This window comes from Kocuria sp. CPCC 205263, assembly GCF_040981075.1.
GTDB lineage: Bacteria > Actinomycetota > Actinomycetes > Actinomycetales > Micrococcaceae > Kocuria > Kocuria rosea.
In genome coordinates this window covers 64,020-87,941 of record NZ_JAVKPV010000001.1, presented here as the reverse complement: position 1 = coordinate 87,941, position 23,922 = coordinate 64,020, and the positions used below count along the sequence as shown (strand labels likewise).

The window sequence follows — 23,922 nt, the reverse complement described above, 5'->3', positions numbered from 1 at the left end:
CGTGCGGATCAGCCGTGAGGGGGCCGGCTGCCGGGGGAGCCGTCCGTCGGTCCGTCGCTGCGGCCGGCGGACGAGCCGCCGGAGGGCCCGTCGTCGGGGCGCTCGCCGGGAGCGCCGTCCGGCCCGGTGCCGCCGGACGCTCCTGGTCCGCCGTTGCGCCGCAGCTTCTCCTCCCACTGCCGGAGCTTCTCGGCCTTCTCCTGCTGCCGGCGGCGCTCCTCGAGGTTGCGCAGGAACTGGGGGTCGTCGTCGGGCCCCCTGCCGCGCACGGGACGCGAGGACTCCGCGGTGCCCTTGGGCCGCCCGAGGAACAGCCACAGGAGGGCGCCGAGGAGGGGGAGGAGGAGGATCACCGCGATCCAGCCGCCCTTGCGGAGACCGCGCATGTCGGTGCTGTCGGTCCGGGCGCACTCGATGAGGGAGTAGACGATCACGCCCACCGCCAAAGCGGCCGCGCCGATGATGAGGATGGCTCTGCCCATGCCGACAATCGTAGGGGAGTTGCCTGGACGCCAGCTCAGCGCTCCGGACGCCCTGTCCGCCGTTCCACCGGCCCGGGGATCCTGTCAGGAGCTCCCGCTACACTGGGCGCGTGAATTTCCTGAAGTACTCCCTGCTCCGGTTCGCGCTGCTCGTGCTGGCCTTCCTGCTCAGCATGTGGCTGGGCGTGGGGCTGGTCCTGTCCGGGGTCGCCGCGGTGGTCATCTCCTTCGCGGTCTCCTACCTGTTCTTACCGCGCCTGCACAGCGCCGCGGGGGAGGAGCTCCACCGGTGGTTCGAGCGGGCGCCGAAGCCCCGCAACCGGGTGGCGCTCGAGGACCAGGAGGTCGAGGACGCCTACGTTGACCGGCGCCTGCGCGAGGACGGCCGCGAGGTCTGAGCCACCCGCCGTCGCCTCCTCAGCCGGTCCTCACGACCACTGCCGCAGCAGCACCGCCAGCAGGAAGAGCACGGCCCAGCCCACGTTGAGCACCCCGCACTGCCGGAGCACGGGGATGAGCTGGCGCCGGTCCTGCACCCGCAGCACCGTGGCCACGGGCGCCCACGCCAGGGGCAGGAGCAGCAGCACGAGGAGCATCCACGGGTTGTCGGGCACCAGGAACAGCACGAGCGCGAACGCCACGGCGATCTCCGCGGTGAACACCACCCGCGCCAGCGGGTCGCCCAGCCGCACGGCCAGGGTCCGCTTGCCGACCTCCCGGTCCCCGGGCAGGTCCCGGATGTTGTTGGCCATCAGCAGGGCGGTGGCGATCAGACCGGTGGACAGGGCCGCGACGAAGGCCTCGAGGTTGAGGGTGCCCGCCTGGGTGAGCGTGGTGCCGAGCACGGCCACGAGTCCGAAGTACACGAACACGAACACGTCCCCGAGCCCGCGGTACCCGTACGGGCTGCGTCCGCCGGTGTACCCCCACGCGGCGAGCACGGCAGAGAGGCCCACGGGGATGAACCACCACTGACGGCTCAGCACCACCAGGGCCGCGCCGGCGAGCGCGGCGAGGCCGAAGCACAGCAGCGCCGCCGCCCGCACCTGCCCCGGCGCGGCGGCCCCGGAGCCCGTCAGGCGCAGGGGGCCCACGCGGTCGTCGTCGGTGCCCCGGATGCCGTCGGAGTAGTCGTTGGCGTAGTTCACGCCGATCTGCAGGAGGAGGGCGACCAGCAGCGCGAGCAGCGCGCGGACGGGGTCGAACGAGTGCAGGGCCTGGGCCGCGGCGGAGCCGGCCACCACGGGGGCGAGGGCCATCGGCAGCGTCCGGAGCCGGGCCCCCTCGATCCACTGTGCTGGCGTGGCCACGGGCTACCTCCGTCGGGAACGACCCGCGCGGGTGCGGGGTGCGGGATGCGGGCCGCGGTGGGGGTCCGTGGCCGCGAACCATTGTGTCACGGCCCGGCCCCGGACCCGGCTCGGGCGGGGGCTCAGCCCAGCAGCCGGCCCACGGCGGCGCGGTCCGGCTTCCCGGTGGGCAGCAGGGGCAGCTCGTCCGGCCAGGCCCAGCGCCGGGGCACCGCGGCGGCGCCGTGCCGGGCGCGCACCGACTCCTCGAGCTCGGCGCGCAGCCGCCGGCGGTCCGCGCCGGGGGCCGCGACGACCGCCGCCCCGACCGCCTGCCCCCACTCGGGGTCGGGCACGCCGAGCACCAGGGCCTGGCGCACCCCCGGGTGCTCCGTGAGCGCGGCGGTCACGAGCCCCGCGGCGACCTTGACCCCGCCGGTGTTCACGACGTCGTCGACCCGCCCGTGCACCGTGAGCACGCCGTCGGCGGAGATCTCGCCGAGATCGTCCGTGCGGTACCAGCGGGTCCCGGCGGCCTCCCGGAAGTGCCGTGCGGTCTGCTCCGGGTCCCCGGCGTAGCCGGCGGCGACGACGTCCCCGCCGAGCCAGATCCGGCCCGGCCCGGACCCGCCGGTGACCCCGGGGCGCGGGACGTCGTCCTCGGCCCCCTCCGTCCCCACGTGCACGGAGACGCCGTCCAGGGGCACGCCGTCGTAGACGCAGCCCCCGCACGTCTCCGACATCCCGTAGGTGACGACCACCCGGACGTCGGCGGCCCGGGCAGCCGCCAGCAGCCGCGGGGGAGCGGCCGAGCCGCCGAGCAGGACCGCGGAGAAGCTCTTCAGCGCGGAGACCGCGTCCCCGTTGCGCACCCCGGACGCCGGCTCCAGGATCCGCTGCAGCTGGGTGGGCACGAGCGAGGTGAACCGCACAGGGTCCTCCAGCTCCTCGGCCGCCGCCGCGAAGGCCTCCGGGGTGAAGCGGGCCGCGGGGTCGAGGACCACGGGGTCCGTCCCGGCGTAGAGGGAGCGCACGAGCACCTGGAGCCCCGCCACGTAGTGGACGGGCAGCGCGAGCAGCCACTGGCCCACCCCGCCGGTGCGCACCGCGGTGGCCATCGAGGACGCCGCGAGCGCGTCCCGGGCGAGGACCGTGCGCTTGGCCCGGCCCGTGGACCCGGAGGTCCGCACGACGACGGCGGGGCCCTCCCGGCCCAGCGCGCGGGTCAGCGGGGACAGCAGCCGCAGGGGGTCGCCGGGCACCGGCCCGTCGAGGACCACGGCGTCGCCGGGGACGATCAGCTCGGCCATCGCGGGCCTCCTCCTCGCGCCGCCGGTCGGCTCCCGACCCGGGAACGGGTCGTGCACCGGCGGCAGCCGGCCTAGAAGTAGTAGGGGAAGCCGGACCAGTCCGGGTCGCGCTTGCCCAGGAACGCGTCCCGGCCCTCGACGGCCTCGTCGGTCATGTACGCCATGCGGGTCGCCTCGCCGGCGAAGACCTGCTGGCCCACCATCCCGTCGTCGGGCAGGTTGAACGCGAACTTCAGCATCCGGATCGCCTGCGGGGACTGGGCCGCCACGTCCCGGGCGGCGGCGATCGCCGCGTCCTCCAGCTCCGCGTGCGGGACGACCTCGTTGACCGCGCCCATCTCGAGCATCCGCTGCGCGTCGTACTCCCGGGCGAGGAAGAAGATCTCGCGGGCCGCCTTCTGCCCCACCTGCCGGGCGAGCAGCGCGGAGCCGTAGCCGGCGTCGAAGGAGCCGACGGTGGCGTCCGTCTGCTTGAACCTCCCGTGCTCCCGGGACGCGATCGTGAGGTCGCAGACCACGTGCAGGGAGTGCCCGCCGCCCGCGGCCCACCCGGGGACGGCGGCGATGACCACCTTAGGCATGGTGCGGATCAGGCGCTGCACCTCAAGGATGTGCAGCCGCCCGGCGCGGGCCGGGTCGATGCTCTCGGCGGTCTCGCCCCCGGCGTAGCGGTAGCCGTCGCGGCCGCGGATGCGCTGGTCCCCGCCGGAGCAGAACGCCCAGCCGCCGTCCTTGGCGGAGGGCCCGTTGCCGGTGAGGACCACGGCGCCCACGTCCGAGCTCATCCGCGCGTGGTCGAGCGCGCGGTAGAGCTCGTCGACCGTGCCCGGCCGGAAGGCGTTGCGCACCTCCGGGCGGTCGAAGGCGATCCGCACCCACGGCAGGTCCCGGAGCACCGCGCCGTCCGCGTCCCGCTCCACACCTCGGTGGTAGGTGAGGTCCTGCAGGTCCTGGAAGCCCTCGACCGTCCGCCACTGCACGGGGTCGAAGAGCTCCGAGACCTGCTCGGGGAGGTGGCTGCTGGCGGGGGTCGGGGTCGTGTCGGTCACGGGTCCGAGTCTACGGGGACTTCTCCGCCGGCCTCGAGCCCGGCCCCCGGACCGTCGACAACGGTGCCGTGGAGGGCGGGAGGAGATCGCCCCACGACAGCCACCGCCCGTCAGCTCGGGATCGCGCTCGCAGCGCCCGCCAGCAGCGCCCGCACCTCCGCGGCGGACCCGCACGCCAGGGCCCGCCGCGCGAGGTCCTGCGCACCGGCCAGCGTCACGTCCCGCAGCCGCGCCTTGACGAGGGCCACCTGGGTGGGCACCACGCTGAGCTCCTCGACGCCCAGCCCGGCGAGCACCACCGCCGCGGCCGGGTCACCGGCGAGGTCGCCGCACACCGCGACGTGCGTACCCTCGGGCACCTCGGCGCACACCCGGGACACCAGGTCGAGCACGGCGGGCTGCCGGGCGTCCGCCAGCGCCGAGACCGCGGTGTTGCCCCGCTCGGCGGCCATCGTGTACTGCGCGAGGTCGTTGGTGCCGATGCTCACGAAGTCGAGCCCCTGCGCCACGCGGCGGACGGCCAGGGCCGCGGCCGGGACCTCGATCATGACGCCGACCCTCATGCCCGCCGGGCGGCCGCCGATCGCCGAGGAGGCCTCGTCGAGCCGCTCCAGCGCCCACGCCACCTCCTCGGCGGTGCTGACCATGGGGAACATGACGTGCACCGGGTGGTCCCGGGCCACCAGACAGATCGCGGTCAGCTGGTCGCGGAGCACCTCCGGTGCCCGCCGCATGAGCCGGAGCCCGCGCTCGCCGAGGAACGGGTTCGCCTCGTCGGGCGCCGGCAGGAAGGACAGCGGCTTGTCGCCGCCGACGTCCCAGGTGCGGATGGTCACCGGCCGCCCGGCGAACGCCTCGGCGATCCCGGCGAACGCGGCCGCCTGCGCCTCGACCGACGGGGCGTCGTCCAGGTGGCCGAACAGGACCTCGGTGCGCAGCAGCCCGCACCCCTGCGCGCCGAACGCGACGGCCCGGTCGGCGTCGGCAGGCGTCGTGACGTTGGCGAGCACGGGCACCGGGTGGCCGTCCGCCGTCGCCCCCGGTTCGCGGGCGGTGGCCAGGACGCGCTCGGCCTCGACGGCCCGGGCGGCCGACAGCTCGCGAAGGGAGCGCCGGGTGCTCTCGTCGGGGTCGACGACGAACCGCCGGTCCCGCGCGTCGAAGCCGACGACGGTGCCGGGTGCCACAGCGGCCGCGACCGGCTCGGCGTCGTGGTACACCGGGATGCCGCGTGAGCGGGCGACGAGGACGCCGTGACCGGTGTCCCCGCCCGCCAGCGTGACCACGCCCGCGACCCGGTGCGGGTCCAGCGTCGCCGCCGTCGCGGCGTCGAGCTCCCGCACGACGAGGACCGAGGGCGGACCCTCGGCCGGGACGGAGTCCTCGGGCGCGCCGGCTCCGGCCAGTGCGGCGAGCACCCGCTGCCGCACGCTGCGGACGTCCTCGGCGCGCGCCCGCAGGTAGGGGTCGTCCATCGCCTCGAGCTCTCCGCCCAGCGCGGAGAGCCGGTCCTCCCACGCCGTGGGCGCGGGCGCGCCGGCGGCGATGCCGGCGGAGACGGCCTCGGTCAGCCCGGGGTCGACGAGCAGGGCCTCGTGGGCCTCGAGGACGGCGCCCACCGGGCCGGGGCCTCCGGTGGCGGAACGGCGCAGCGCGGCCAGCTCGGCGAGGGCGCGGGCGACGGCCGCGTCCGAGCGCCGCTGCTCCTCGGCAGGCTCCCCCGGTCGGTAACCGGAGAGGTCGATCGCGCCGCCCCGCACGACCGCCGGGCCGAGGGCGACGTCGACGCCCGGTCCGGCGGCGGGCGGCGCGGTCACGACCGTCGGACTGGCCGACCCCGGGGCCGCCGGGGGCGCCTGGCCGGAGGGCCGGTCGCCCCAGGAGTCCGCGGCCAGCGCCCGCACCGCCTCGGTCAACGACTCGGCGCCGGGTCCGGACGCCTCGAAGCGCAGCCGGTCGCCCTGCCGGACGGCGAGCGTCACGAGCCCAGAGAGGCTGCGGGCGTCGACCGGACCGCGGCTCGTGCGCAGGTTCGTGACCACGGCGGCCGCGTCGGCGGCCCGCACGAGCCCGACCAGCCGGGCGGCCGGGCGCGCGTGCAGGCCGTGCGGGGTGTCCACGGGCAGCTCGGCGACAACCTCGGGTGCCTCGGGCGGCGCCGTCGTGCCCGCCGCCGACGGGCCCGCCGCCTCCCCCAGGTGATCCAGCTTGGCGGCCAGTCCGCGGCCGGCCTCCTCGAGCACCGCGTCCAGCGGCGCGCCGGTCGCGGCCGTCACGACGGCAGCGACCAGCCCTTCGACGAGCGGAGCGGGCGACAGGCGCACCCGCTCGGCGACGTCGGGCGGCACGAGCTCCCGCGCCATCTCCGCGCTGAGCACGGCGCTGCCGAGGTCGAGGAGCACCAGCACACCGTCCGGTGAGTCGACGGCGGTGATGGCGTCGGCGACCGCGACGGCGTCCGTGCCGAACCCGGCGCCGGCACCCGCCGCCACGGCGATCGGCGGGCGCTCCGCGACCATCTCGCAGGCCAGCTCGACGGCCGCCCCGGCCAGCGCGCGGCTGTGCGAGACGACGACGATGCCGATCACGGCAGGCTGTCGACGGCGGACCGCAGCAGCAGCGCCGTGCTGGTGGCGCCCGGGTCCTGGTGCCCGGCGCTGCGCTGGCCCAGGTAGCTGGCCCGGCCCTTGCGGGCCACGAGCGGGATCGTCGCGGCGCAGCCCGCCTCCGCCGCATCGGCCGCGGCGGACAGCGCGTCGGCGATGCCGGCGCCCCCGGCCACCGCCACGTCGTAGGCGTCGAGTGCCGGCACCAGGGCGTCCACCATCGTCTTGTCGCCCTGCTGGGCCTTGCCCCGGGCGACCACGCCCTCCAGCCCGGCCCGCAGCGCCCCGCCCAGCGCGGCGGCGTCGACGGCCTGCCCACCGGCCAGCCCGCCGCCGAGCCGCAAGAAGAACGTGCCGTACAGCGGGCCGCTGGCCCCGCCGACGGTGCTGACCAGGGTCATGCCGGCCTTCTTCAGCATCGCGCCGGCGTCCCCGGCGTCGCCCGCGTCCAGCGCGCCGACGACCGCCCGCATGCCACGGTCCATGTTGCTCCCGTGGTCGGCGTCGCCGATGGCGGAGTCGAGCTCCGTGAGCTCGGCGGCGTGGTCGTGGACGACCTCCGCGAACCTCCGCAGCCAGCGGTCGAGACCCTCGGCGGTGACCTCCGGCATCACGTGCCCCAGCGCAGGCCGGGGGTGTTGACCGGCGCGTCCCACAGGCGGACGATCTCGTCGTCCGCGCGCAGCAGGGTCACGGAGCAGCCGGCCATGTCCAGCGAGGTGATGTAGTTGCCGACCAGGCCGCGGGCGACCGGGATGCCGGCCTTCTGCAGCAGCTGCTGCACCTCGGAGTACATGATGTACAGCTCGATCAGCGGCGTGCCGCCCATGCCGTTGAGGAGCGCGATCACCGGGGCGCCGTCGGCCGCGGGCAGGTCGGCCAGGACCGGCTCGACGAGCATGGCCGCGACCTCCCGCGCGGGAGCGATCGGGCGCCGTTCGCGTCCGGGCTCGCCGTGGATGCCGATGCCGACCTCGATCTCGTTCTCGCCGAGCTCGAACGTCGGCCTGCCCGCGGCCGGGACCGTGCACGAGGTGAGCGCCATGCCCATGCTGCGCCCCTGCTCGTCGACCCGCCGCGCGATGTCGGCGACCTCGGCGAGCGGACGGCCCTCCTCGGCGGCCGCACCGGCGATCTTCTCCAGCAGCACGGTGACTCCCACGCCGCGACGTCCGGCGGTGTACAGGCTGTCCTGCACGGCGACGTCGTCGTCGGTGACGACCGAGACCACCTCGACACCGTTCTCGGCGGCGAGCTCGGCGGCCATCTCGAAGTTCATGACGTCGCCGGTGTAGTTCTTCACGATGTGCAGGACGCCGGCGCCGCCGTCGACGCCGAGGGTCGCGGCGAGCATCTGGTCCGGCACCGGGGAGGTGAACACCTCGCCGGCGCAGGCCGCGTCCAGCATCCCCGGGCCCACGAACCCGCCGTGCATCGGCTCGTGTCCGGAGCCGCCGCCGGACACCAGGCCCACCTTGCCGCGCCGGGGCGCGTCGGCGCGGAAGACGACGCGGTTGGAGTGGTCGACGCGCAGGCGGTCCCCGTGCGCCGCCTGCATGCCGAGCAGGGCCTCCCCGACGACGTCGGCCGGGTCGTTGATGAGCTTCTTCATGTGCCCTATCCGACCACTCCGCCGGTGGTCGTGACAACAGTTCCGGACGACTGTGGGGCATTGAGTCCTCGGCGCACGACGAGAGCGCCGTCCCACGGCGGCCGGCCCCGCGCCCCCGCCGCCGGGACTGCTCCAGGACGCCGCGCTGACCTCCCGCAGTGCCGGCCTGCGGCGGCCGAGACCCTAAGCTCGGAGGATGGCTGAGATCGGGACGAGCATCCTGCACACCACCGCTGTCGGGGACGACGGCGACCGCGTCGTCTTCCTGCACGGTCTGTTCGGCCGGGGCAAGAACTTCACCCGGATCGCCAAGGACCTCCAGCCGGACTTCCGGAGCCTGCTCGTGGACCTGCCCAACCACGGCGGGTCCGCGTGGACGGACCGGGTGGACTACGAGCAGATGGCGGACTCCGTGGCCGAGACCCTGCGCGACGACTTCGCCGCGGCGGGGCCGGTCGCCGTCGTCGGGCACTCCCTCGGCGGCAAGGTGGCGATGGTGCTGGCGCTGCGGCACCCGGGCCTCGTCTCCCGGCTCGTCGTGGTGGACATCGCCCCCGCCCGGGCCGGGGGCGGCGAGGGCGAGTTCGCCCACCTGCTGGACAGCCTCGCGGCCGTGGACCTCACGGCCGTCGAGCGCCGCTCGGACGCGGACGTGGCCCTCCGGGGGCCCATCCCGTGGGACACCACCCGGAGCTTCCTGCTGCAGAACCTGCGCCGCGGTCCGGAGGGCCTCTCCTGGGAGCCGAACCTCGAGCTGCTGCGGTCGAGCCTGGACACCATCGGCGGCTTCCCGGACACCGGGGACGCCGTCTACGAGGGGCCGGTGCTCTGGGTCGCCGGCGGGCGCTCGGACTACGTCCGCGACGAGCACGCGCCGGTCATGCGCCGGCTGTTCCCCCGGGCACACCGGGTGACGATCCGCGAGGCCGGCCACTGGGTCCACTCGCAGGAGCCGGAGAAGTTCGCCGCGGTGCTGCGCGGGTTCCTGGCCCGCACCGAGCCCTGACCTCCCTCCCCGTCCGGGTCGCGGCCGCCCCGGACGGTGCGCGCCGGGTGCGGCGGCCGCCGTCCGCCGCGGCCGTCCCCCGCGGCGGTGGGAGACTGGGACGATGAGCCCCGTCCCCTTCGACCTCGCCCGGATCGGCGCCGGCCTGCCGGTCGCCGGGGTGCTCGGCGAGCTCCGCGCGGCCCTCGCCGGCGGCGTCGCCGTGGTGCAGGCGCCGCCCGGCACCGGCAAGACCACCCTGGTGCCCCCGCTGGTCGCCGACCTGCTGCACGAGCGCGCCACGGACCTCGGGCCCGGTCGGGTGGTCGTCACCCAGCCCCGCCGGGTCGCCGCCCGCGCGGCAGCCCGGCGGCTGGCGCACCTGGCCGGGACCCGGGTGGGCGAGCTCGTGGGCCACACGGTGCGCGGCGACCGGCGCACCGGGGCCGGCACCCTCGTCGAGTTCGTCACGCCCGGCGTGCTCCTGCGCCGGCTGCTGCAGGACCCCGGGCTGCCCGGGGTGGGCGCCGTGGTCCTCGACGAGGTCCACGAGCGCGGTCTCGAGTCCGACCTGCTCGTCGGCATGCTGGCCGAGGTCCGGCAGCTGCGCGAGGACCTGGTGCTCGTCGCGATGTCCGCGACCCTCGACGCCCCGCGCTTCGCCGGGCTGCTGGGCGAGGGCGCCCAGGCCCCCGTGGTCGACTGCCCGGCGGCCCTCCACCCGCTCACGGTCCGGTGGGCCCCGGCCCCCGGCCGGCGCACCGACGAGCGCGGGGTCACCCGCCCGTTCCTCGACCACGTCGCCCGGACCGCGGCCGACGCCCACGCGCGGGCCCTGGCCCGGGACGGCGCCACGGACGCGCTCGTGTTCGTCCCCGGGGCGTGGGAGGTCGCCCAGGTCGCCCGGCGGCTGCGGGAGACCTGCCGCGGGACCGAGGTGCTCGAGCTGCACGGCCGGGTCGGGTCCGCCGAGCAGGACCGGGCGACCTCGGGACGCCGGCCCGGGGACCCGCCCCGCGTGGTGGTCTCCACATCCCTGGCCGAGTCCTCCCTGACGGTGCCGGGCGTGCGCCTCGTGGTCGACTCCGGGCTCTCCCGCGAGCCCCGGCGGGACGCCGGCCGCGGCATGACGGGCCTGGTCACGGTGGCGGCCTCCCGGGCCTCGGCCGAGCAGCGGGCGGGCCGTGCCGCCCGGCTCGGGCCCGGGGAGGTCGTGCGCTGCTACGACGAGCGGACCTGGGCCGCGATGCCCCGCCACCTCACCCCGGAGCTCGCGGCCGCCGACCTCACGGGCGCCGCGCTGCTGCTCGCCTGCTGGGGCGCCCCCGGCGGACGGGGCCTGCCCCTGCCGGACCCCCTGCCCGCACCGGCCCTGGCCGACGCCGTCGCCGTGCTGCACGGGCTCGGCGCGCTCGACGAGGACGGCCGGGCCACCGCCACCGGCCGGCTGCTCGCGGCGGTGCCCGTGGACCCGCGCCTGGCCCGCGGCCTGCTCGACGGCGCCCGCGCGGTGGGCGCCCGGCCGGCGGCCGAGGTCGTCGCGATGGTCTCGGACGACCACCGCCCGCCCGGCGGGGACCTGTCCCGCCTGCTCGTCGAGCTGCGCGCCGGGCGGGCCCCGGAGGCCCGCCGCTGGGCCGACGAGGCCCGCCGGCTGGAGCGGATCGCCACGGACCCGCCGTTCTCCGCAGTGCCCGCCCCGCCGGCGGCCGGGGACGTCCCGGCCGATGTCTTGACCGGTGCCGTCGTGGCGCTGGCCCTGCCGGAGCGGGTCGCCCGGAAGGTGGGGGACACCTACCTGCTCGCCTCCGGGACCCGCGCGGGACTGGCCCCGGGGAGCGGCCTGGCGGGCCACGAGTGGCTCGCCGTCGCGGACGTCACCCGGGCGTCCGGCCAGGCCGCCGCCGGGACCGGGGCGGTCGTGCGCGCCGCGGCCGCGCTCGACCGGCCCCTCGCCGAGCGCTGCGCCGAGCACCTGCTCACCGACGAGGTCCGCACCCGCTTCGAGGACGGGCGGGCGAGCGCCCGCCGGGTCCGCGCGCTCGGGGCGATCGAGCTGTCCTCGACACCCGTGCGGCCCGCCCCGGGGGAGGCCCGCGGGGCGGTGCGCGCCGCCCTGGCCGAGCAGGGACTCGGCCTGCTCGGCTGGTCGGACGGCGCCGACCGGCTGAGGCGCCGGCTCGCGCTGCTCCACCACCGGCTCGGGGGCCCGTGGCCCGACGTGTCCGACGCCGCCCTGCTCGACCGGCTCGACGAGTGGCTCGCCCCCGAGCTCGACGCCCTCGCCGCCGGCCGCCGGGCCGACCTCGTCGCGCCCCTGCGGCGGCTGCTCCCGTGGCCGGAGGCCGCCCGCCTCGACGAGCTCGCGCCCGAGCGGCTGACCGTGGCCAGCGGCTCCCGGGCCCGGATCGACTACCCGGCCGCCGACGACCCCGCCGGCCGTCCCGTGGTCAGCGTCAAGCTCCAGGAGTGCTTCGGGTGGGCGGCGTCCCCGGCCGTGGCCGGCGGCCGGGTCCCGGTCCTCTTCCACCTGCTCTCCCCGGCGGGGCGGCCGCTGGCCGTGACCGACGACCTCGCCTCCTTCTGGTCCGGCCCCTACGCCCAGGTGCGCGCCGAGATGCGCGGCCGCTACCCCCGGCACCCCTGGCCCGAGGACCCCTGGACCGCGCCCGCGACCGCCCGCACCGCGCGCCGCTCCTGAGCCCGGCCCGTGCCCGGGCACGGCGGGTGGCGTCGCCGTGTGATCTGGGTTACGGTGGAGTCACCGCACCTGCCGAGCGCGTTGATCCAGCGCGCACGGACCGGCTCGCCCACCTCGCGATCCCCGGTCCGGGGCACGCACCGGCCGGACCCCCGCGACGCGATCGTTCCCGCGGGCCCGGTACCGGTCACGGTTCCGCCGGGCAGCACCTGCCCTCCCAGCACGGGTGCCCCGGCACATCTGTCACACCGCAGCTCGCTGCACCTCACGGAGAACGGGTACGCCCTCATGACTGCCACCTCGATCGAGACCTCGCCGACGACCCCGACCACCTCGTCCCTGCCGCTGGTTCCCCAGGTCGCCGCTCCCGCGGTCGGCCCGGAGCTCGCCCGTTCCTGGTTGCTCGTCAACGGCGCCCAGGCCGAGCGGTTCGCGGCGGCCCGGGCGAGCGCGGCCGACGTCGTCGTCCTGGACATCGAGGACTCCGTGGCGCCCAAGGACAAGGAGCGCGCCCGCCGCAACGTCATCAGCTGGCTGGACGCCCGGGACGAGCACGGCGAGCAGCACCACGCTTGGGTGCGCGTCAACGGCTTCGGCACCCAGTGGTGGGAGGAGGACCTCCGGGCCCTCGCCGGCGTCCGCGGCCTGGACGGTGTCATGCTGGCCATGGTCGAGTCCCCGGAGCACGTCACCCGCACCGCGGAGCTGCTCAAGGACACGCGGATCGTGGCGCTCGTCGAGACGGCCCGCGGCGTGCAGCACCTGCAGGCCATCGCCGGCGCCCGCTCCACGTACCGCCTCGGCTTCGGCCTGGGCGACTTCCGGCGCGACACGGGCTTCGGGGAGAACCCCATGACGCTGGCCTACACGCGCTCGCAGTTCACCATCGCCTCCCGGGCGGCCAACCTGCCCGGCCCCATCGACGGGCCCGCCGTCGGCGCGCTCGGCCCCAAGCTGGCCGAGGCCACGTCCGTGACCCTGGAGTTCGGCATGACGGGCAAGCTGTGCCTGATGCCGGAGCAGACCGCCACGGTCAACGAGGGCCTGAGCCCGTCCCTGTCCGAGCTGTCCTGGGCCACCGAGTTCCTCCAGGAGTTCGACGCCGACGGCGGGGAGATCCGCAACGGCTCCGACCTGCCGCGCCTCGCCCGCGCCAAGAAGATCCTGGGCCTGGCCGGCGCCTTCGGCCTGAGCATCCCCGAGGGCTACGACGTCCACTTCGAGGCGCCGACCGACACGTACCACTGCTGATCCGGTGGTGAGGGGCCGGCACCCGGCCCCGCCCCCGCGCGGGAGCGCACCCCCTCCCCGCGCGTCCGACGGACCGGTGGGCGCCGTGCAGACACGGCGCCCACCGGTTCTTCCGTGTCCGGATCCCTCCGCCCCGGCCTGTCCTGTCCGGGGCGGGACGGACTAGATTCGACACCGTGCAGACTCCCCGCCCCGCCCCGCAGCCCCCGGCGTCCCGGCCCCGCCCCCGGCGGCCGAGGACGGCCCTCCCGGTCGCCCTCTCCGCGGCCCTCCTCGCCACCGGCTGCTCGGCGCTCGCCCCCGACGGCGGGCGGGCGACCGCCGACCGGGTCGCCGCGGCCCTGGGCGCGGGCAGCGTCCAGGAGCTGTCCTTCGGCGACGTCGAGGGTCCCTCCGCCCAGGAGCAGTACGAGCGGATCACCGCGCCGCTCGGGGAGGCCGCCCCGGCCGTCGAGGTCTCCGCGGTCGAGGACACCGGACAGGAGGACCGCCGCGAGGCCACCCTGTCCTGGTCGTGGGACCTCCCGGGCGTGGCGCAGGACTGGGCGTACGACTCGGTCCTCCCGCTGGTCCGGACCGGGGCCGGCGATTGGGCCGCCGAGTGGTCCCCGGCCGTGGTGCACCCGGGCCTGGCGGAGGGGGAGGCCCTGCGCGCCCGGACGGTGGCCGCGGACCGCGGGGACATCCTCGGGGCGGACGGCGAGACGCTGGTGACGGAGCGCCCGATCCGGCGGGTGGGCATCGACCGGTCGCAGCTCGACGGGGCGGACCCCGAGGAAGCGGCCCGCCGGCTCGCCGAGGCCGTGGACATCGACGCCGACGCCTACGCCGAGGCCGTCGGACAGGCCGGGCCCGAGGCGTTCGTCGAGGCCGTCCCGCTGCGGCTGGAGGACTTCCGGGAGCTGGACGCGGCGGAGATGGAGGCGGTCCCGGGCCTGCTCGTGGTCGAGGACGAGCTGCCGCTGGCACCCTCCCGCGGCTTCGCCGCCGACCTGCTGGGCGGGGTGGCCGAGGCGACGGCCGAGGACGTGGCGGACTCCGGCGGGGAGCTCGCCCCGGGGACGACGATCGGCCGCGGGGGAGTGCAGGAGCGCTTCGACGACCGGCTGCGCGGCACACCCGGCGTCGTCGTCGAGGAGATCGGGGACGAGCCCGCGGCCGGCGAGCCGCTGTTCGAGGTCCCGGCGGCGGCCGGCGAGCCGGTCGCCGTGACCCTGGACCGCGGGCTCCAGGCCACCGCCGAGGAGCTGCTGGCCGGGGTCGAGTCCCCCTCTGCGGTCGTGGCCGTCCGGCCCTCCACGGGCGAGCTCGTCGCCTCGGCCAACGGGCCCGGCTCCGAGGGCTACTCCACCGCGCTGCTGGGCCGGTACGCGCCCGGCTCCACCTTCAAGGTGGTCACGGCCCTCGGGATGCTCCGGCAGGGCGACACCCCCGGGACGGTCGTGCAGTGCCCGCCGTCCACGACCGCCGCGGGCGTGCGGATCGACAACGTCGAGTCCTATCCGGCCGAGTTCACCGGCTCGATCACCCTCACCGAGGCGCTCGCCCACTCCTGCAACACCACCTTCGTGGACCAGCACGACCGGATCGACCAGGCGGAGCTGGCCGAGGCCGCGGCCGCGCTCGGGATCGGGGTGCCCGCGGAGCTGTCCGTGCCCGCGTTCTGGGGTGAGCTCCCGCAGGAGGAGCCGCCGGCCCAGCACGCCGCCGCGATGTTCGGGCAGGGCCGCACGCTCGTGTCCCCGCTGAGCATGGCCGGGCTCACCGCCTCGGTCGCCGCCGGAGAGCTGGTCACCCCCCGGCTGGTCAGCACCGAGGGCCTGCTCGACGAGGGCGCCGCGACCGGGCCCGGACCGGAGGAGCCCCTGACCGCCGAGGAGGCGGAGCAGCTGCGCACCATGATGCGGGCCGTCGTCTCGTCCGGGCACCTGGGCGTGCTGCAGGGGCTCGAGCCGGACACCGCGATCGGCAAGACCGGCACGGCCGAGTTCGGCGACGAGGACCCGCCCCGCACCCACTCGTGGGTGATCGCCGAGCACGAGGACCTCGCCGTGGCGGTCTTCGTGGAGGACGGCGGCCTGGGCTCGGTCACCGGCGGGCCCGTCATGCGGGACTTCCTGGCCGCGGCCTCCGCGTCCACCGCCGGCTGAGCCGCGACACGGTGGCCCGGGCCCTTCCGCGACCCGCGCCGCTGGCCCAGGATGGGAGCACACCGTCCGCAGCCGCGGACCACCGGACCCCCGAGGAGTTCCTCGTGCCCGAGACCGTGCCCACCACTCCCGCGAGAACCAAGATCGGCGTGGTCGGCGCCGGCTCCGTCGGCTCGTCCCTGGCCTACGCGGTCCTCATCAAGGGCGTCGCCCAGGAGGTGGCCCTCTACGACCTGGCCGGGGACCGGGTCCGCGCCGAGGGCCTGGACCTCGCCCACGGGGCCATGTTCACCACCAGCTCCCGGGTGACCGGCTCCGACGACGTCGCCGTGCTGGCGGGCTCGGACGTCGTCTTCGTGACCGCCGGGGCCAAGCAGCGGCCCGGCCAGACCCGGATGGAGCTGGCGGGCGCCAACGCCGCGATCCTCGAGCAGCTGATGCCGCGGCTGGTGGAGCAGGCGCCCGAGGCCGTGTACGTGCTGGTGACCAATCCGTGCGACGTGCTCACGGTCATCGCGCAGAAGCTCACCGGCCTGCCCACGGAGCGGGTGATGTCCTCCGGGACCGTGCTGGACACGTCGCGGCTGCGGTGGCTGCTGGCCGAGGAGGGCGGGGTGTCCACCACGAGCGTGCACGCCACGATCGTCGGCGAGCACGGGGACACCGAGTTCCCCCTGTGGTCGAACGCGAACATCGGGCAGATCCCGCTGCGGGACTGGACCGTCGAGGGCCGGCGGCCCTTCACCGACGAGCGGCTGGACGAAATCACGCACCGGACGATCAACGCGGCGTACACGGTGATCCAGGGCAAGGGCGCCACCAACTACGCGATCGGCCTGGCCGGGGCGCGCGTGGCCGAGGCGGTGCTGCGGGACGAGCACGCCGTGCTGCCCGTCTCCACGGTCCTCGACGACTACCGGGGGATCAGCGGGGTCGCCCTGTCCGTGCCGTCGATCGTCGCGCGGCGGGGCGTCGTCGCGCGGCTGGTCGTGCCCATGGACGAGCAGGAGCTGGCCATGCTGCACCGCTCCGCCGAGGCGATCCGGGCCACCCTGGCCACGATCGGGTACTGAGCCCGGACGGCGACGGGGCCCGTTCCGGCGTGCGGAACGGGCCCCGGCGGAGCGGTGCGAGAGGTCAGCGGGCGGCCATCTCGTCCTCCGCCGCGTGGGCGAGGCGCACGGCGTCGTCGAACTCGCGCTCGACCTCCTCGTCGCGCCGGTAGGTGGCCTTCGAGACCAGCACGGCGGAGAGGAGGCTCACGAGGAAGCCGGGGATGATCTCGTAGAGGTCGGCCCACGGGGTCACGGTCCACACGAACACGGTGACCGCGCCCAGGACCATGCCGGTGATCGCGCCCAGGTTCGTGAGCTTGCGCCAGAACAGGGACAGGATCACGATCGGGCCGAACGAGGCGCCGAAGCCGGCCCACGCGAACGCCACGAGGCCGAGGATCGTGTTGTTCTGCTCCCAGGCCAGGAACGTGGCCACGAGGGCGACGAGGGCCACGCCCGCGCGGCCCATCCACACCTGCTTGCGCTCGGACGGGGACTCCTTGACCGTCAGCTTGTACAGGTCCTCCACCAGGGCGGAGGAGGAGACGATGAGCTGGGAGGAGACCGTGGACATGATCGCCGCGAGCACGGCCGCCAGCACGAAGCCGGCGATCACGGGGTGGAAGAAGACCTGCGCGAGGTCCAGGAACACGGACTCCGGGTCGGTCGGGCTCTCGTCCGGGCGGTTGCCGTAGTAGGCGACGCCGACGAGGGCGGTGGCGATGGCCCCGATGACGCTGAGCACCATCCAGGTCAGGCCGATCCGGCGGCCGGTCTTGGCGTCGGAGGGAGAGCGCATGGCCATGAAGCGGACGATGATGTGCGGCTGGCCGAAGTAGCCGAGGCCCCACGCCAAGGCCGAGATGACACCGATGGCCGTGGCCCCGGACACCATGGAGAGGGCGTCGGGCTGGACGGCGCGGATGTTCTCCGCCATCTGGCCGAAGCCGCCCACGTTGATCACGCCCACGACGGGGACGAGGAGCAGGGCCGCGAACATCAGGAGGCCCTGGGCCACGTCCGTGTAGGTCGCGCCGAGGAAGCCGCCGAAGAGCGTGTAGGCGATGGTGACGCCGACGACGAGGAGCAGCCCGGCGTGGTACGTCGAGCCGAAGGACGACTGGAAGAACAGCCCGCCGGCCACCATGCCGGAGGAGACGTAGAACGTGAAGAACACCAGGATGATGAGCCCGGAGACGATGCGCAGCAGCCGGCTGCCGCCCTTGAGCCGGTTGTCCAGGAAGGACGGGATCGTGATCGAGTTGTGCGAGACCTCGGTGTAGGAGCGCAGCCGGGGCGCGATGAACTTCCAGTTGACCCATGCGCCGACGATCAGGCCGACGGCGATCCACGCCTCGACCAGACCGGAGAGGAACACCGCGCCGGGCAGACCGAGCAGCAGCCAGCCGGACATGTCCGAGGCACCGGCGCTGAGGGCGGCGGTCCCGGGCTTGAGGTTGCGCCCGCCGAGCATGTAGTCGTCGAGGTTCTTCGTCCTGCTGTTGGCGTAGAGGCCGATCCCGATCATGGCGGCGAAGTAGATGACGATCGCGATCGTCTGGGCTATCTCTTGGGGCATGGTGTCCTTTCCGCCCGGAGCCGGCCCGGTGGAGCGCAGCGTCCAGGGGGGTGGGTGGAGCAGAGGTCCCACAGAACTTTACGCCCGCTCCCGGGCAGTGGCCAGCCATTACGGGTACAGGGAGGCGGTCCCGGGGGTGCGGGGAGACCGCGCCGGCGGCCCGCGGGGCCGGCTCAGGCGTCGTCGTGCGCCTGCAGGAACTCGTAGACCTCCCGCTCGTCGACGCCGGGGAAGGCCCCCTCCGGGAGGGCGGCGAGCACGTGCGAGTGGGCCCGGGTGTTGGGCCAGGCGTGGCCCGCCCACACCCGGCTGAGCTCCTCGGGCGGGCGCCGGCAGCACGAGGGGTCCGGGCAGGTCGACACCGTGCGGTGCGGGGTGTCGCGGCCGCGGAACCAGCGGGCGTCGGTGAACGCGACGCCCACGCCGATGGAGAACACGCCCTGGCTGGAGAGCTCCGTGCGCGTGGAGCACCAGTACGTGCCGGAGGGGGTGTCCGTGTACTGGGCGAACGCCGTGAACTGGTTGGGCTGGTCGAAGACGGTGCGCCCGGACCACTTGCGGCAGGAGATCTGGCCCTCGATCGCCCCGGTGTGGTCCGTCGGGAACGCCAGCCCGTTGTTCTCGTAGGCCTTGTGGATCACCCCGGACGAGTGCACCTTGTGGAAGTGGGTGCGGATCCCCAGGTGCCGGGTGGCCAGGTTCGTGAAGCGGTGGCCCGCCGTCTCGTGGGAGACGGCGAAGCGGTCCTTGAGGTCCTCCAGGAAGAGGTCCCGGTCCTTCTTCGCCTCGAGCAGGAACGGGACGGTCTTGTTCTCCGGCAGCATCACCGCGGCGGCGAAGTAGTTGGTCTGCACGCGCTGGGCGAGGAACTCGGCGTAGTCCTTCGGCGGCTCGTGGCCCAGCACCTGGTGCCCCACGGCCTGGAGCAGCACCGCGCGGGGGTCGTGGTCCGCCCGGGGGCTCTGCACCAGGTAGATCCGCCGGTTGAGCAGGTCGGTCACCGAGCGGGTCGAGTGCGGGAGGTCGGTGACGTGGTGGATGCTGTAGCCGAGCCTGCCCACCATCTCGGAGATCACGGAGTTGGACACGGGCCCCGAGGAGTAGCCGCCCAGGGTCAGCAGCTCCTTGGCGGCCTGCTCCAGGTCCGGGAAGTAGTTGTCCTGCGCCCGCATGAGCCGGCGCAGCTGCACGTTGGCCCGGCGGGCCTCCTCCGGGGTGGCCGAGTTCTTCTCGAGGGCCTCGGCCAGCCGCTCCTGCAGGGCCACGAGCGCCTCGAGCACCTCGGTGGACAGCGCGGAGCTGACCCGGACGGTCGGCAGCCCCAGCTGCTCGTAGAACGGGGAGCGCTGGGCGCGCTCGAGCTGGATCTCGAGCGCCTCCCGCCGGGTGCCGGGCTCGGCCCCGAGCAGGGCGTCCACGCTCGTGCCCAGGACCTCGGCGAGGCGCCGCAGCAGGCTGAGCCGGGGCTCGCGGCGCCCGTTCTCGATCACGGACAGCTGCGAGGTGGCGGTGCCCGCCCGGTCGGCGAGCTCCGCGAGCGTCATGCCGCGGTCCTTGCGCAGCGAGCGGATGCGCCGGCCGAGACCGATCAGATCGGTGCTGCCGGCCGGCTCCGCCGTCGTCGGTTCCTCGGTGCCCCAAGCGCTGGTCGTCATTTCTTCACGATAGACGAAAAACACCGAAAGTTCGACGAGAAATGTGGGGTTGATCCGGGTTGAACTGGGGCAAAGTGGGATGTGTCACCACGGAAGAGCGAACTTCCTGGTAACCCCGAAACCGAAGCACCCGTTCTCGGACCACTCAACGAGGAGCCGACATGTCCTACCCCAACGCCCCCAAGACCGCCGACGAGATCCGCCAGGAGTGGGACGCCGATCCCCGCTGGGCGCAGATCACCCGCGACTACACGGCGGAGGAGGTCGTCCGCCTGCGCGGCACGGTGCAGGAGGAGATGACCCTGGCCCGCCGCGGCGCGGAGCAGCTGTGGGAGAAGCTGCACACCGAGGACTTCGTCAACTCCCTGGGCGCCCTGACCGGCAACCAGGCGGTCCAGCAGGTGAAGGCCGGTCTCAAGGCCATCTACCTCTCCGGCTGGCAGGTCGCCGGCGACGCGAACCTCGCGGGCCAGACCTACCCCGACCAGTCGATCTACCCCGCGAACTCCGTCCCGGCGGTCGTGCGGCGGATCAACAACGCGCTGATGCGCGCCGACCAGATCGAGCACTCCGAGGGCACGAGCACGGTCGACGACTGGCTGGTCCCGATCGTGGCCGACGCCGAGGCCGGCTTCGGCGGCCCGCTCAACGCCTACGAGCTCATGAAGTCCATGATCGCCGCCGGCGCGGCCGGCGTGCACTGGGAGGACCAGCTGGCCTCCGAGAAGAAGTGCGGCCACCTGGGCGGCAAGGTGCTCATCCCCACCCAGCAGCACGTCCGCACCCTGAGCGCGGCCCGGCTCGCGGCCGACGTCGCCGACGTCCCCTCGCTGATCATCGCCCGCACCGACGCGGAGGCGGCCACCCTGATCACCTCGGACGTGGACGACCGCGACAAGCCGTTCGTCACCGGCGAGCGCACCGCGGAGGGCTACTACAAGGTCCGCAACGGCCTCGAGGCCTGCATCGCCCGCGGCAACGCGTACGCCCCGTACGCCGACCTGCTGTGGATGGAGACGGGCACCCCGGACCTCGAGCTGGCCAAGAAGTTCGCCGACGGCATCCACGCGGAGCACCCCGACCAGATGCTCGCCTACAACTGCTCGCCGTCCTTCAACTGGAAGAAGCACCTGGACGACGCCACGATCGCCAAGTTCCAGCGCGAGCTGGGCGCGATGGGCTTCAAGTTCCAGTTCATCACCCTGGCCGGCTTCCACGCCCTGAACTACTCGATGTTCGACCTCGCCCACGGCTACGCCCGCAACCAGATGACGGCCTACGTGGAGCTGCAGGAGCGGGAGTTCGCGGCCGAGGAGCGCGGCTACACCGCCACCCGCCACCAGCGCGAGGTCGGCACCGGCTACTTCGACCTGGTCTCCACCGTCCTCAACCCGCAGTCCTCCACCACGGCGCTGGCCGGGTCCACCGAGACCGCCCAGTTCTGAGCCGAACGGCCCTGAGCCGAACGGCCGTGACCGGCCGGGGGCCCGACAGGGTCCCCGGCCGCGCCGCATCCGACGACGACCCGCTCCGGTGCCCTCCGGAGCCGCCCCACCCGAACTCCCCAGGACACTCTTCAGGCGAGGACCCAGCCATGATGACCATGACCAGCAACCCCGTGACGATCAACGGCGTGACCCTCACCGGTCACCACGTGCCCCGGCAGAACAGTGTGCTCACCCCCGACGCGCTCGGCTTCCTCGCGGCGCTGCACCGCGAGTTCGAGCCCCGCCGGCGCGAGCTGCTGGCCGCCCGCGAGGAGCGGCGCAAGGCGATCGCCCGCGGCACCGACCCCACGTTCCTGCCCGAGACGCGGAGGATCCGGGAGGACGACTCCTGGCGCGTGCCCCCGCCCCCGCCCGGGCTCGTGGACCGCCGGGTGGAGATCACCGGTCCCACCGAGCGGAAGATGACCATCAACGCCCTCAACTCCGGGGCGAAGGTGTGGCTCGCGGACATGGAGGACGCCAACACCCCGCACTGGACGAACGTGGTCACCAACCAGCTCAACCTCATCGACGCGCTCGAGGGGACCATCGAGTTCACCAACCCGGACGGCAAGAAGTACGCGCTGAAGAACAGGGACGCCCGGGCCAACCCGACCATCGTGGTGCGGCCCCGCGGGTGGCACTTCGAGGAGAGGCACCTGTCCGTGCGGGACGAGCCCATCGCGGGCGCCATCGTGGACTTCGGCCTGTACTTCTTCCACAACGCGCGCCGGCTCAAGAAGCTCGGCCTGGGCCCCTACTTCTACCTGCCCAAGACCGAGTCCCACCAGGAGGCGCGGCTGTGGCACGACATCTTCAGCCGGGCGGAGTCCATGCTGGGGACGGACCGCGGCACCATCCGCGCCACCGTGCTGATCGAGACGATCACCGCGGCCCTCGAGATGGAGGAGATCCTCCACGAGCTGGGGGAGCACGCCGCGGGGCTCAACGCCGGCCGCTGGGACTACATCTTCTCCATCATCAAGAACTTCCGGACCCGAGGGCCCCGCTTCATCCTCCCGGACCGCAACGCGGTGACCATGACGCAGCCGTTCATGCGGGCCTACACCGAGCAGCTCGTGCGGGCCTGCCACCGCCGCGGGGCGATGGCCATCGGCGGGATGGCCGCGTTCATCCCCTCCCGCCGGGACGAGGAGGTCAACCGCACCGCGATCGAGAAGGTGCAGGCCGACAAGACCCGCGAGGCCGAGGACGGGTTCGACGGGTCCTGGGTGGCCCACCCCGACCTGGTCCCCGTGTGCCGCGAGGTCTTCGACGCGGTGCTCGGCGACCGGCCGAACCAGCTGGACCGGCTCCGCGAGGACGTGGTGCCCGACGACAAGGCGCTCATCGACATCGCCTCGGCCGAGGGGAGGATCACCGAGGTGGGGATCCGCAACAACGTGGAGGTGGGGATCCGCTACATCGAGGCGTGGCTGCGCGGCAACGGCGCCGTGGGCATCCACAACCTGATGGAGGACGCCGCGACCGCGGAGATCTCCCGCTCCCAGATCTGGCAGTGGGTGAACACCCGCGCCATCACGGACGAGGGCGAGGAGATCACCCGGGACTGGGTGCAGGAGCTGCTGGAGGAGGAGTTCGCGAAGATCGAGCGCGCCGAGGGCGACCGCTTCGACGACGCCCGCGCCATCTTCGAGGAGGTGGCCCTGGGCGACGACTACCCCGCGTTCCTGACCACCCCCGCCTACGAGCGGTTCCTGGCCGAGCCCGAGGACCCGCACGCCCCGGAGGAGGCCGGCACCTCCGCGTCCACGCGCGCCTGAGCGGCCCACCGGTCCGGGTCCACGGCCCAGGGCTCCCGGGGCAGGACGTCCTCGTCGAACACGGCGAGGACGTCCTGCGCCGACCGGACCGGGCCGGGGAGGCCTAGCGACGCGGCCATCCAGCCCAGCACCGCCTCGGCGCCGTGCCCCGCCGCGGCGAGCTCGGCGAGGGTCACGGCGCCGTCCCGCTTGGCGAGGCGCTGCCCGTGCGCGTTGAGCACGAGGGGCACGTGCACCCACTCCGGCTCGTCCAGACCGAGCACCGAGGCCAGGTACGCCTGCCGGGGGGTCGAGGGCAGCAGGTCGTCGCCCCGGACCACCTGGTCCACGCCCTGGTGGGCGTCGTCGAGGACCACCGCGAGGTTGTAGGCGGGGCGGCCGTCGTTGCGCAGCAGCACGAAGTCGTCGACGAGCCCCGTGAACGCCCCGGCCCAGCGGTCCACGACCGTGCGGGAGCGCACGTCCGCGCGCAGCCGCACCGCCGGGGGCCGCTCCCGGCGGCGCCGCGCCCGCTCGGCGTCGCCGAGGTCCCGGCACGTGCCCGGATAGGCGCCCGGGGCCCCGTGCGGCGCGCTCGCGGCCGCCTGCACCTCCCGGCGCGTGCAGTAGCACTCGTAGGTGCCCCCCGCCGCGGTGAGACGCTCCACCACGGCCCGGTGCTCGGCCTCCCGCGAGGACTGCAGCAGGGGCGGGCCGTCCCAGTCGAGGCCCAGCCGGGCGAGGTCCGCGAGCTGCCGCTCGGCCGCCCCCGGCCGCACCCGGTCGATGTCCTCGACGCGCAGGACGAAGCCCCGGCCCGTGGAGCGCGCGAGGGCCCACGCGAGCAGCGCCGTGCGGAGGTTGCCGAGGTGGAGGTCCCCCGAGGGGGACGGAGCATAGCGGCCGGCGCCTCCGGCCGCACGGCCCGAGGACGGAGCGGTCATGGTT

18 protein-coding genes are annotated in these 23,922 nt (G+C 74.9%); 8 read left to right on the top strand and 10 right to left on the bottom strand.

The features are described from left to right. Positions 1–8: 8 nt before the first annotated feature. Positions 9–482 carry a PLDc N-terminal domain-containing protein gene (locus RF647_RS00385; RefSeq protein WP_368810003.1) on the bottom strand — a complete coding sequence of 158 codons (474 nt, stop codon included), beginning with the start codon at positions 480–482 and terminating at the stop codon, positions 9–11. Positions 483–592: 110 nt separating this feature from the next. On the opposite strand from RF647_RS00385, the gene RF647_RS00380 reads away from it, so the two are divergent. Next, positions 593–880 (top strand): DUF4229 domain-containing protein, encoded by a 288-nt coding sequence (locus RF647_RS00380; RefSeq protein ID WP_368810001.1) that lies wholly within the window; start codon positions 593–595, stop codon positions 878–880. Positions 881–910: 30 nt separating this feature from the next. On the opposite strand, the gene RF647_RS00375 is transcribed toward RF647_RS00380, so the two are convergent. The 6 genes from RF647_RS00375 to dhaK form a co-directional block, all read right to left on the bottom strand. Continuing rightward, complete coding sequence (locus RF647_RS00375) at positions 911–1,792, bottom strand: 1,4-dihydroxy-2-naphthoate polyprenyltransferase (RefSeq protein ID WP_368809999.1); 882 nt, start codon at positions 1,790–1,792, stop codon at positions 911–913. 122 nt (positions 1,793–1,914) lie between these two features. Continuing rightward, a complete protein-coding gene (locus tag RF647_RS00370; protein ID WP_368809997.1) occupies positions 1,915–3,081 on the bottom strand; it encodes an AMP-binding protein in 1,167 nt (388 codons plus the stop codon). Between the two features lie 71 nt (positions 3,082–3,152). Next, positions 3,153–4,130, bottom strand: a complete 978-nt coding sequence (locus RF647_RS00365; protein WP_368809995.1) for a 1,4-dihydroxy-2-naphthoyl-CoA synthase — start codon at positions 4,128–4,130, stop codon at positions 3,153–3,155. Between the two features lie 110 nt (positions 4,131–4,240). Beyond that, on the bottom strand, positions 4,241–6,718 hold the full coding sequence (gene ptsP, locus RF647_RS00360) for a phosphoenolpyruvate--protein phosphotransferase (protein ID WP_368809993.1): 2,478 nt from the start codon (positions 6,716–6,718) through the stop codon (positions 4,241–4,243). Beyond that, a complete protein-coding gene (gene dhaL, locus RF647_RS00355; protein WP_368809992.1) occupies positions 6,715–7,347 on the bottom strand; it encodes a dihydroxyacetone kinase subunit DhaL in 633 nt (210 codons plus the stop codon). The genes ptsP and dhaL overlap by 4 nt, the downstream gene beginning before the upstream one ends. Further along, a complete protein-coding gene (gene dhaK, locus RF647_RS00350) occupies positions 7,347–8,348 on the bottom strand; it encodes a dihydroxyacetone kinase subunit DhaK (RefSeq protein WP_368809989.1) in 1,002 nt (333 codons plus the stop codon). Before dhaK ends, dhaL begins: the two co-directional genes overlap by 1 nt. Before the next feature lie 196 nt (positions 8,349–8,544). On the opposite strand from dhaK, the gene RF647_RS00345 reads away from it, so the two are divergent. The 5 genes from RF647_RS00345 to RF647_RS00325 all read left to right on the top strand — a co-directional run bounded on the left by RF647_RS00345 (position 8,545) and on the right by RF647_RS00325 (position 16,508). Further along, entirely contained in the window at positions 8,545–9,354 is an 810-nt protein-coding gene (locus RF647_RS00345; protein WP_368809986.1) for an alpha/beta fold hydrolase, read from the top strand. 103 nt (positions 9,355–9,457) lie between these two features. Next, positions 9,458–12,034: an ATP-dependent helicase HrpB gene (hrpB, locus tag RF647_RS00340; protein WP_368809985.1), complete on the top strand. Its 2,577-nt coding sequence runs from the start codon at positions 9,458–9,460 to the stop codon at positions 12,032–12,034. 288 nt (positions 12,035–12,322) lie between these two features. Then, positions 12,323–13,285, top strand: a complete 963-nt coding sequence (locus RF647_RS00335) for a CoA ester lyase (protein WP_240722364.1) — start codon at positions 12,323–12,325, stop codon at positions 13,283–13,285. Between the two features lie 176 nt (positions 13,286–13,461). Next, complete coding sequence (locus tag RF647_RS00330) at positions 13,462–15,435, top strand: penicillin-binding transpeptidase domain-containing protein (RefSeq protein WP_368809984.1); 1,974 nt, start codon at positions 13,462–13,464, stop codon at positions 15,433–15,435. Between the two features lie 104 nt (positions 15,436–15,539). After that, entirely contained in the window at positions 15,540–16,508 is a 969-nt protein-coding gene (locus tag RF647_RS00325) for an L-lactate dehydrogenase (protein ID WP_368809983.1), read from the top strand. A 64-nt stretch (positions 16,509–16,572) separates the two neighbouring features. Here RF647_RS00325 and putP read toward each other — a convergent pair whose 3' ends face one another. Then, the gene (putP, locus tag RF647_RS00320) at positions 16,573–18,069 is read right to left on the bottom strand and encodes a sodium/proline symporter PutP (protein ID WP_368809982.1); all 1,497 of its coding nucleotides are present in this window, start codon (positions 18,067–18,069) and stop codon (positions 16,573–16,575) included. A 173-nt stretch (positions 18,070–18,242) separates the two neighbouring features. Then, entirely contained in the window at positions 18,243–19,724 is a 1,482-nt protein-coding gene (locus RF647_RS00315; protein WP_368809980.1) for a helix-turn-helix domain-containing protein, read from the bottom strand. 161 nt (positions 19,725–19,885) lie between these two features. Here RF647_RS00315 and aceA point away from each other — a divergent pair, with 161 nt between their 5' ends. Together aceA and aceB are read left to right on the top strand one after the other, a co-directional pair. After that, the gene (gene aceA, locus RF647_RS00310) at positions 19,886–21,169 is read left to right on the top strand and encodes an isocitrate lyase (protein WP_133409274.1); all 1,284 of its coding nucleotides are present in this window, start codon (positions 19,886–19,888) and stop codon (positions 21,167–21,169) included. 149 nt (positions 21,170–21,318) lie between these two features. Then, a complete protein-coding gene (aceB, locus tag RF647_RS00305) occupies positions 21,319–22,995 on the top strand; it encodes a malate synthase A (protein WP_368809978.1) in 1,677 nt (558 codons plus the stop codon). Here aceB and gluQRS read toward each other — a convergent pair. Next, positions 22,917–23,918 (bottom strand): tRNA glutamyl-Q(34) synthetase GluQRS, encoded by a 1,002-nt coding sequence (gene gluQRS / locus RF647_RS00300; RefSeq protein WP_368809976.1) that lies wholly within the window; start codon positions 23,916–23,918, stop codon positions 22,917–22,919. The genes aceB and gluQRS overlap by 79 nt on opposite strands. Positions 23,919–23,922: the final 4 nt, after the last annotated feature.

Excerpts from the sequence above, each read along its gene's own strand:
- RF647_RS00385 (WP_368810003.1), bottom strand. The coding sequence starts at position 482 with ATGGGCAGAGCCATCCTCATCATCGGCGCGGCCGCTTTGGCGGTGGGC.
- RF647_RS00370 (WP_368809997.1), bottom strand. The coding sequence starts at position 3,081 with ATGGCCGAGCTGATCGTCCCCGGCGACGCCGTGGTCCTCGACGGGCCG.
- dhaL (WP_368809992.1), bottom strand. The coding sequence starts at position 7,347 with ATGCCGGAGGTCACCGCCGAGGGTCTCGACCGCTGGCTGCGGAGGTTC.
- dhaK (WP_368809989.1), bottom strand. The coding sequence starts at position 8,348 with ATGAAGAAGCTCATCAACGACCCGGCCGACGTCGTCGGGGAGGCCCTG.
- RF647_RS00345 (WP_368809986.1), top strand. The coding sequence starts at position 8,545 with ATGGCTGAGATCGGGACGAGCATCCTGCACACCACCGCTGTCGGGGAC.
- hrpB (WP_368809985.1), top strand. The coding sequence starts at position 9,458 with ATGAGCCCCGTCCCCTTCGACCTCGCCCGGATCGGCGCCGGCCTGCCG.
- RF647_RS00335 (WP_240722364.1), top strand. The coding sequence starts at position 12,323 with ATGACTGCCACCTCGATCGAGACCTCGCCGACGACCCCGACCACCTCG.
- putP (WP_368809982.1), bottom strand. The coding sequence starts at position 18,069 with ATGCCCCAAGAGATAGCCCAGACGATCGCGATCGTCATCTACTTCGCC.
- RF647_RS00315 (WP_368809980.1), bottom strand. The coding sequence starts at position 19,724 with ATGACGACCAGCGCTTGGGGCACCGAGGAACCGACGACGGCGGAGCCG.
- aceA (WP_133409274.1), top strand. The coding sequence starts at position 19,886 with ATGTCCTACCCCAACGCCCCCAAGACCGCCGACGAGATCCGCCAGGAG.
- aceB (WP_368809978.1), top strand. The coding sequence starts at position 21,319 with ATGATGACCATGACCAGCAACCCCGTGACGATCAACGGCGTGACCCTC.
- gluQRS (WP_368809976.1), bottom strand. The coding sequence starts at position 23,918 with ATGACCGCTCCGTCCTCGGGCCGTGCGGCCGGAGGCGCCGGCCGCTAT.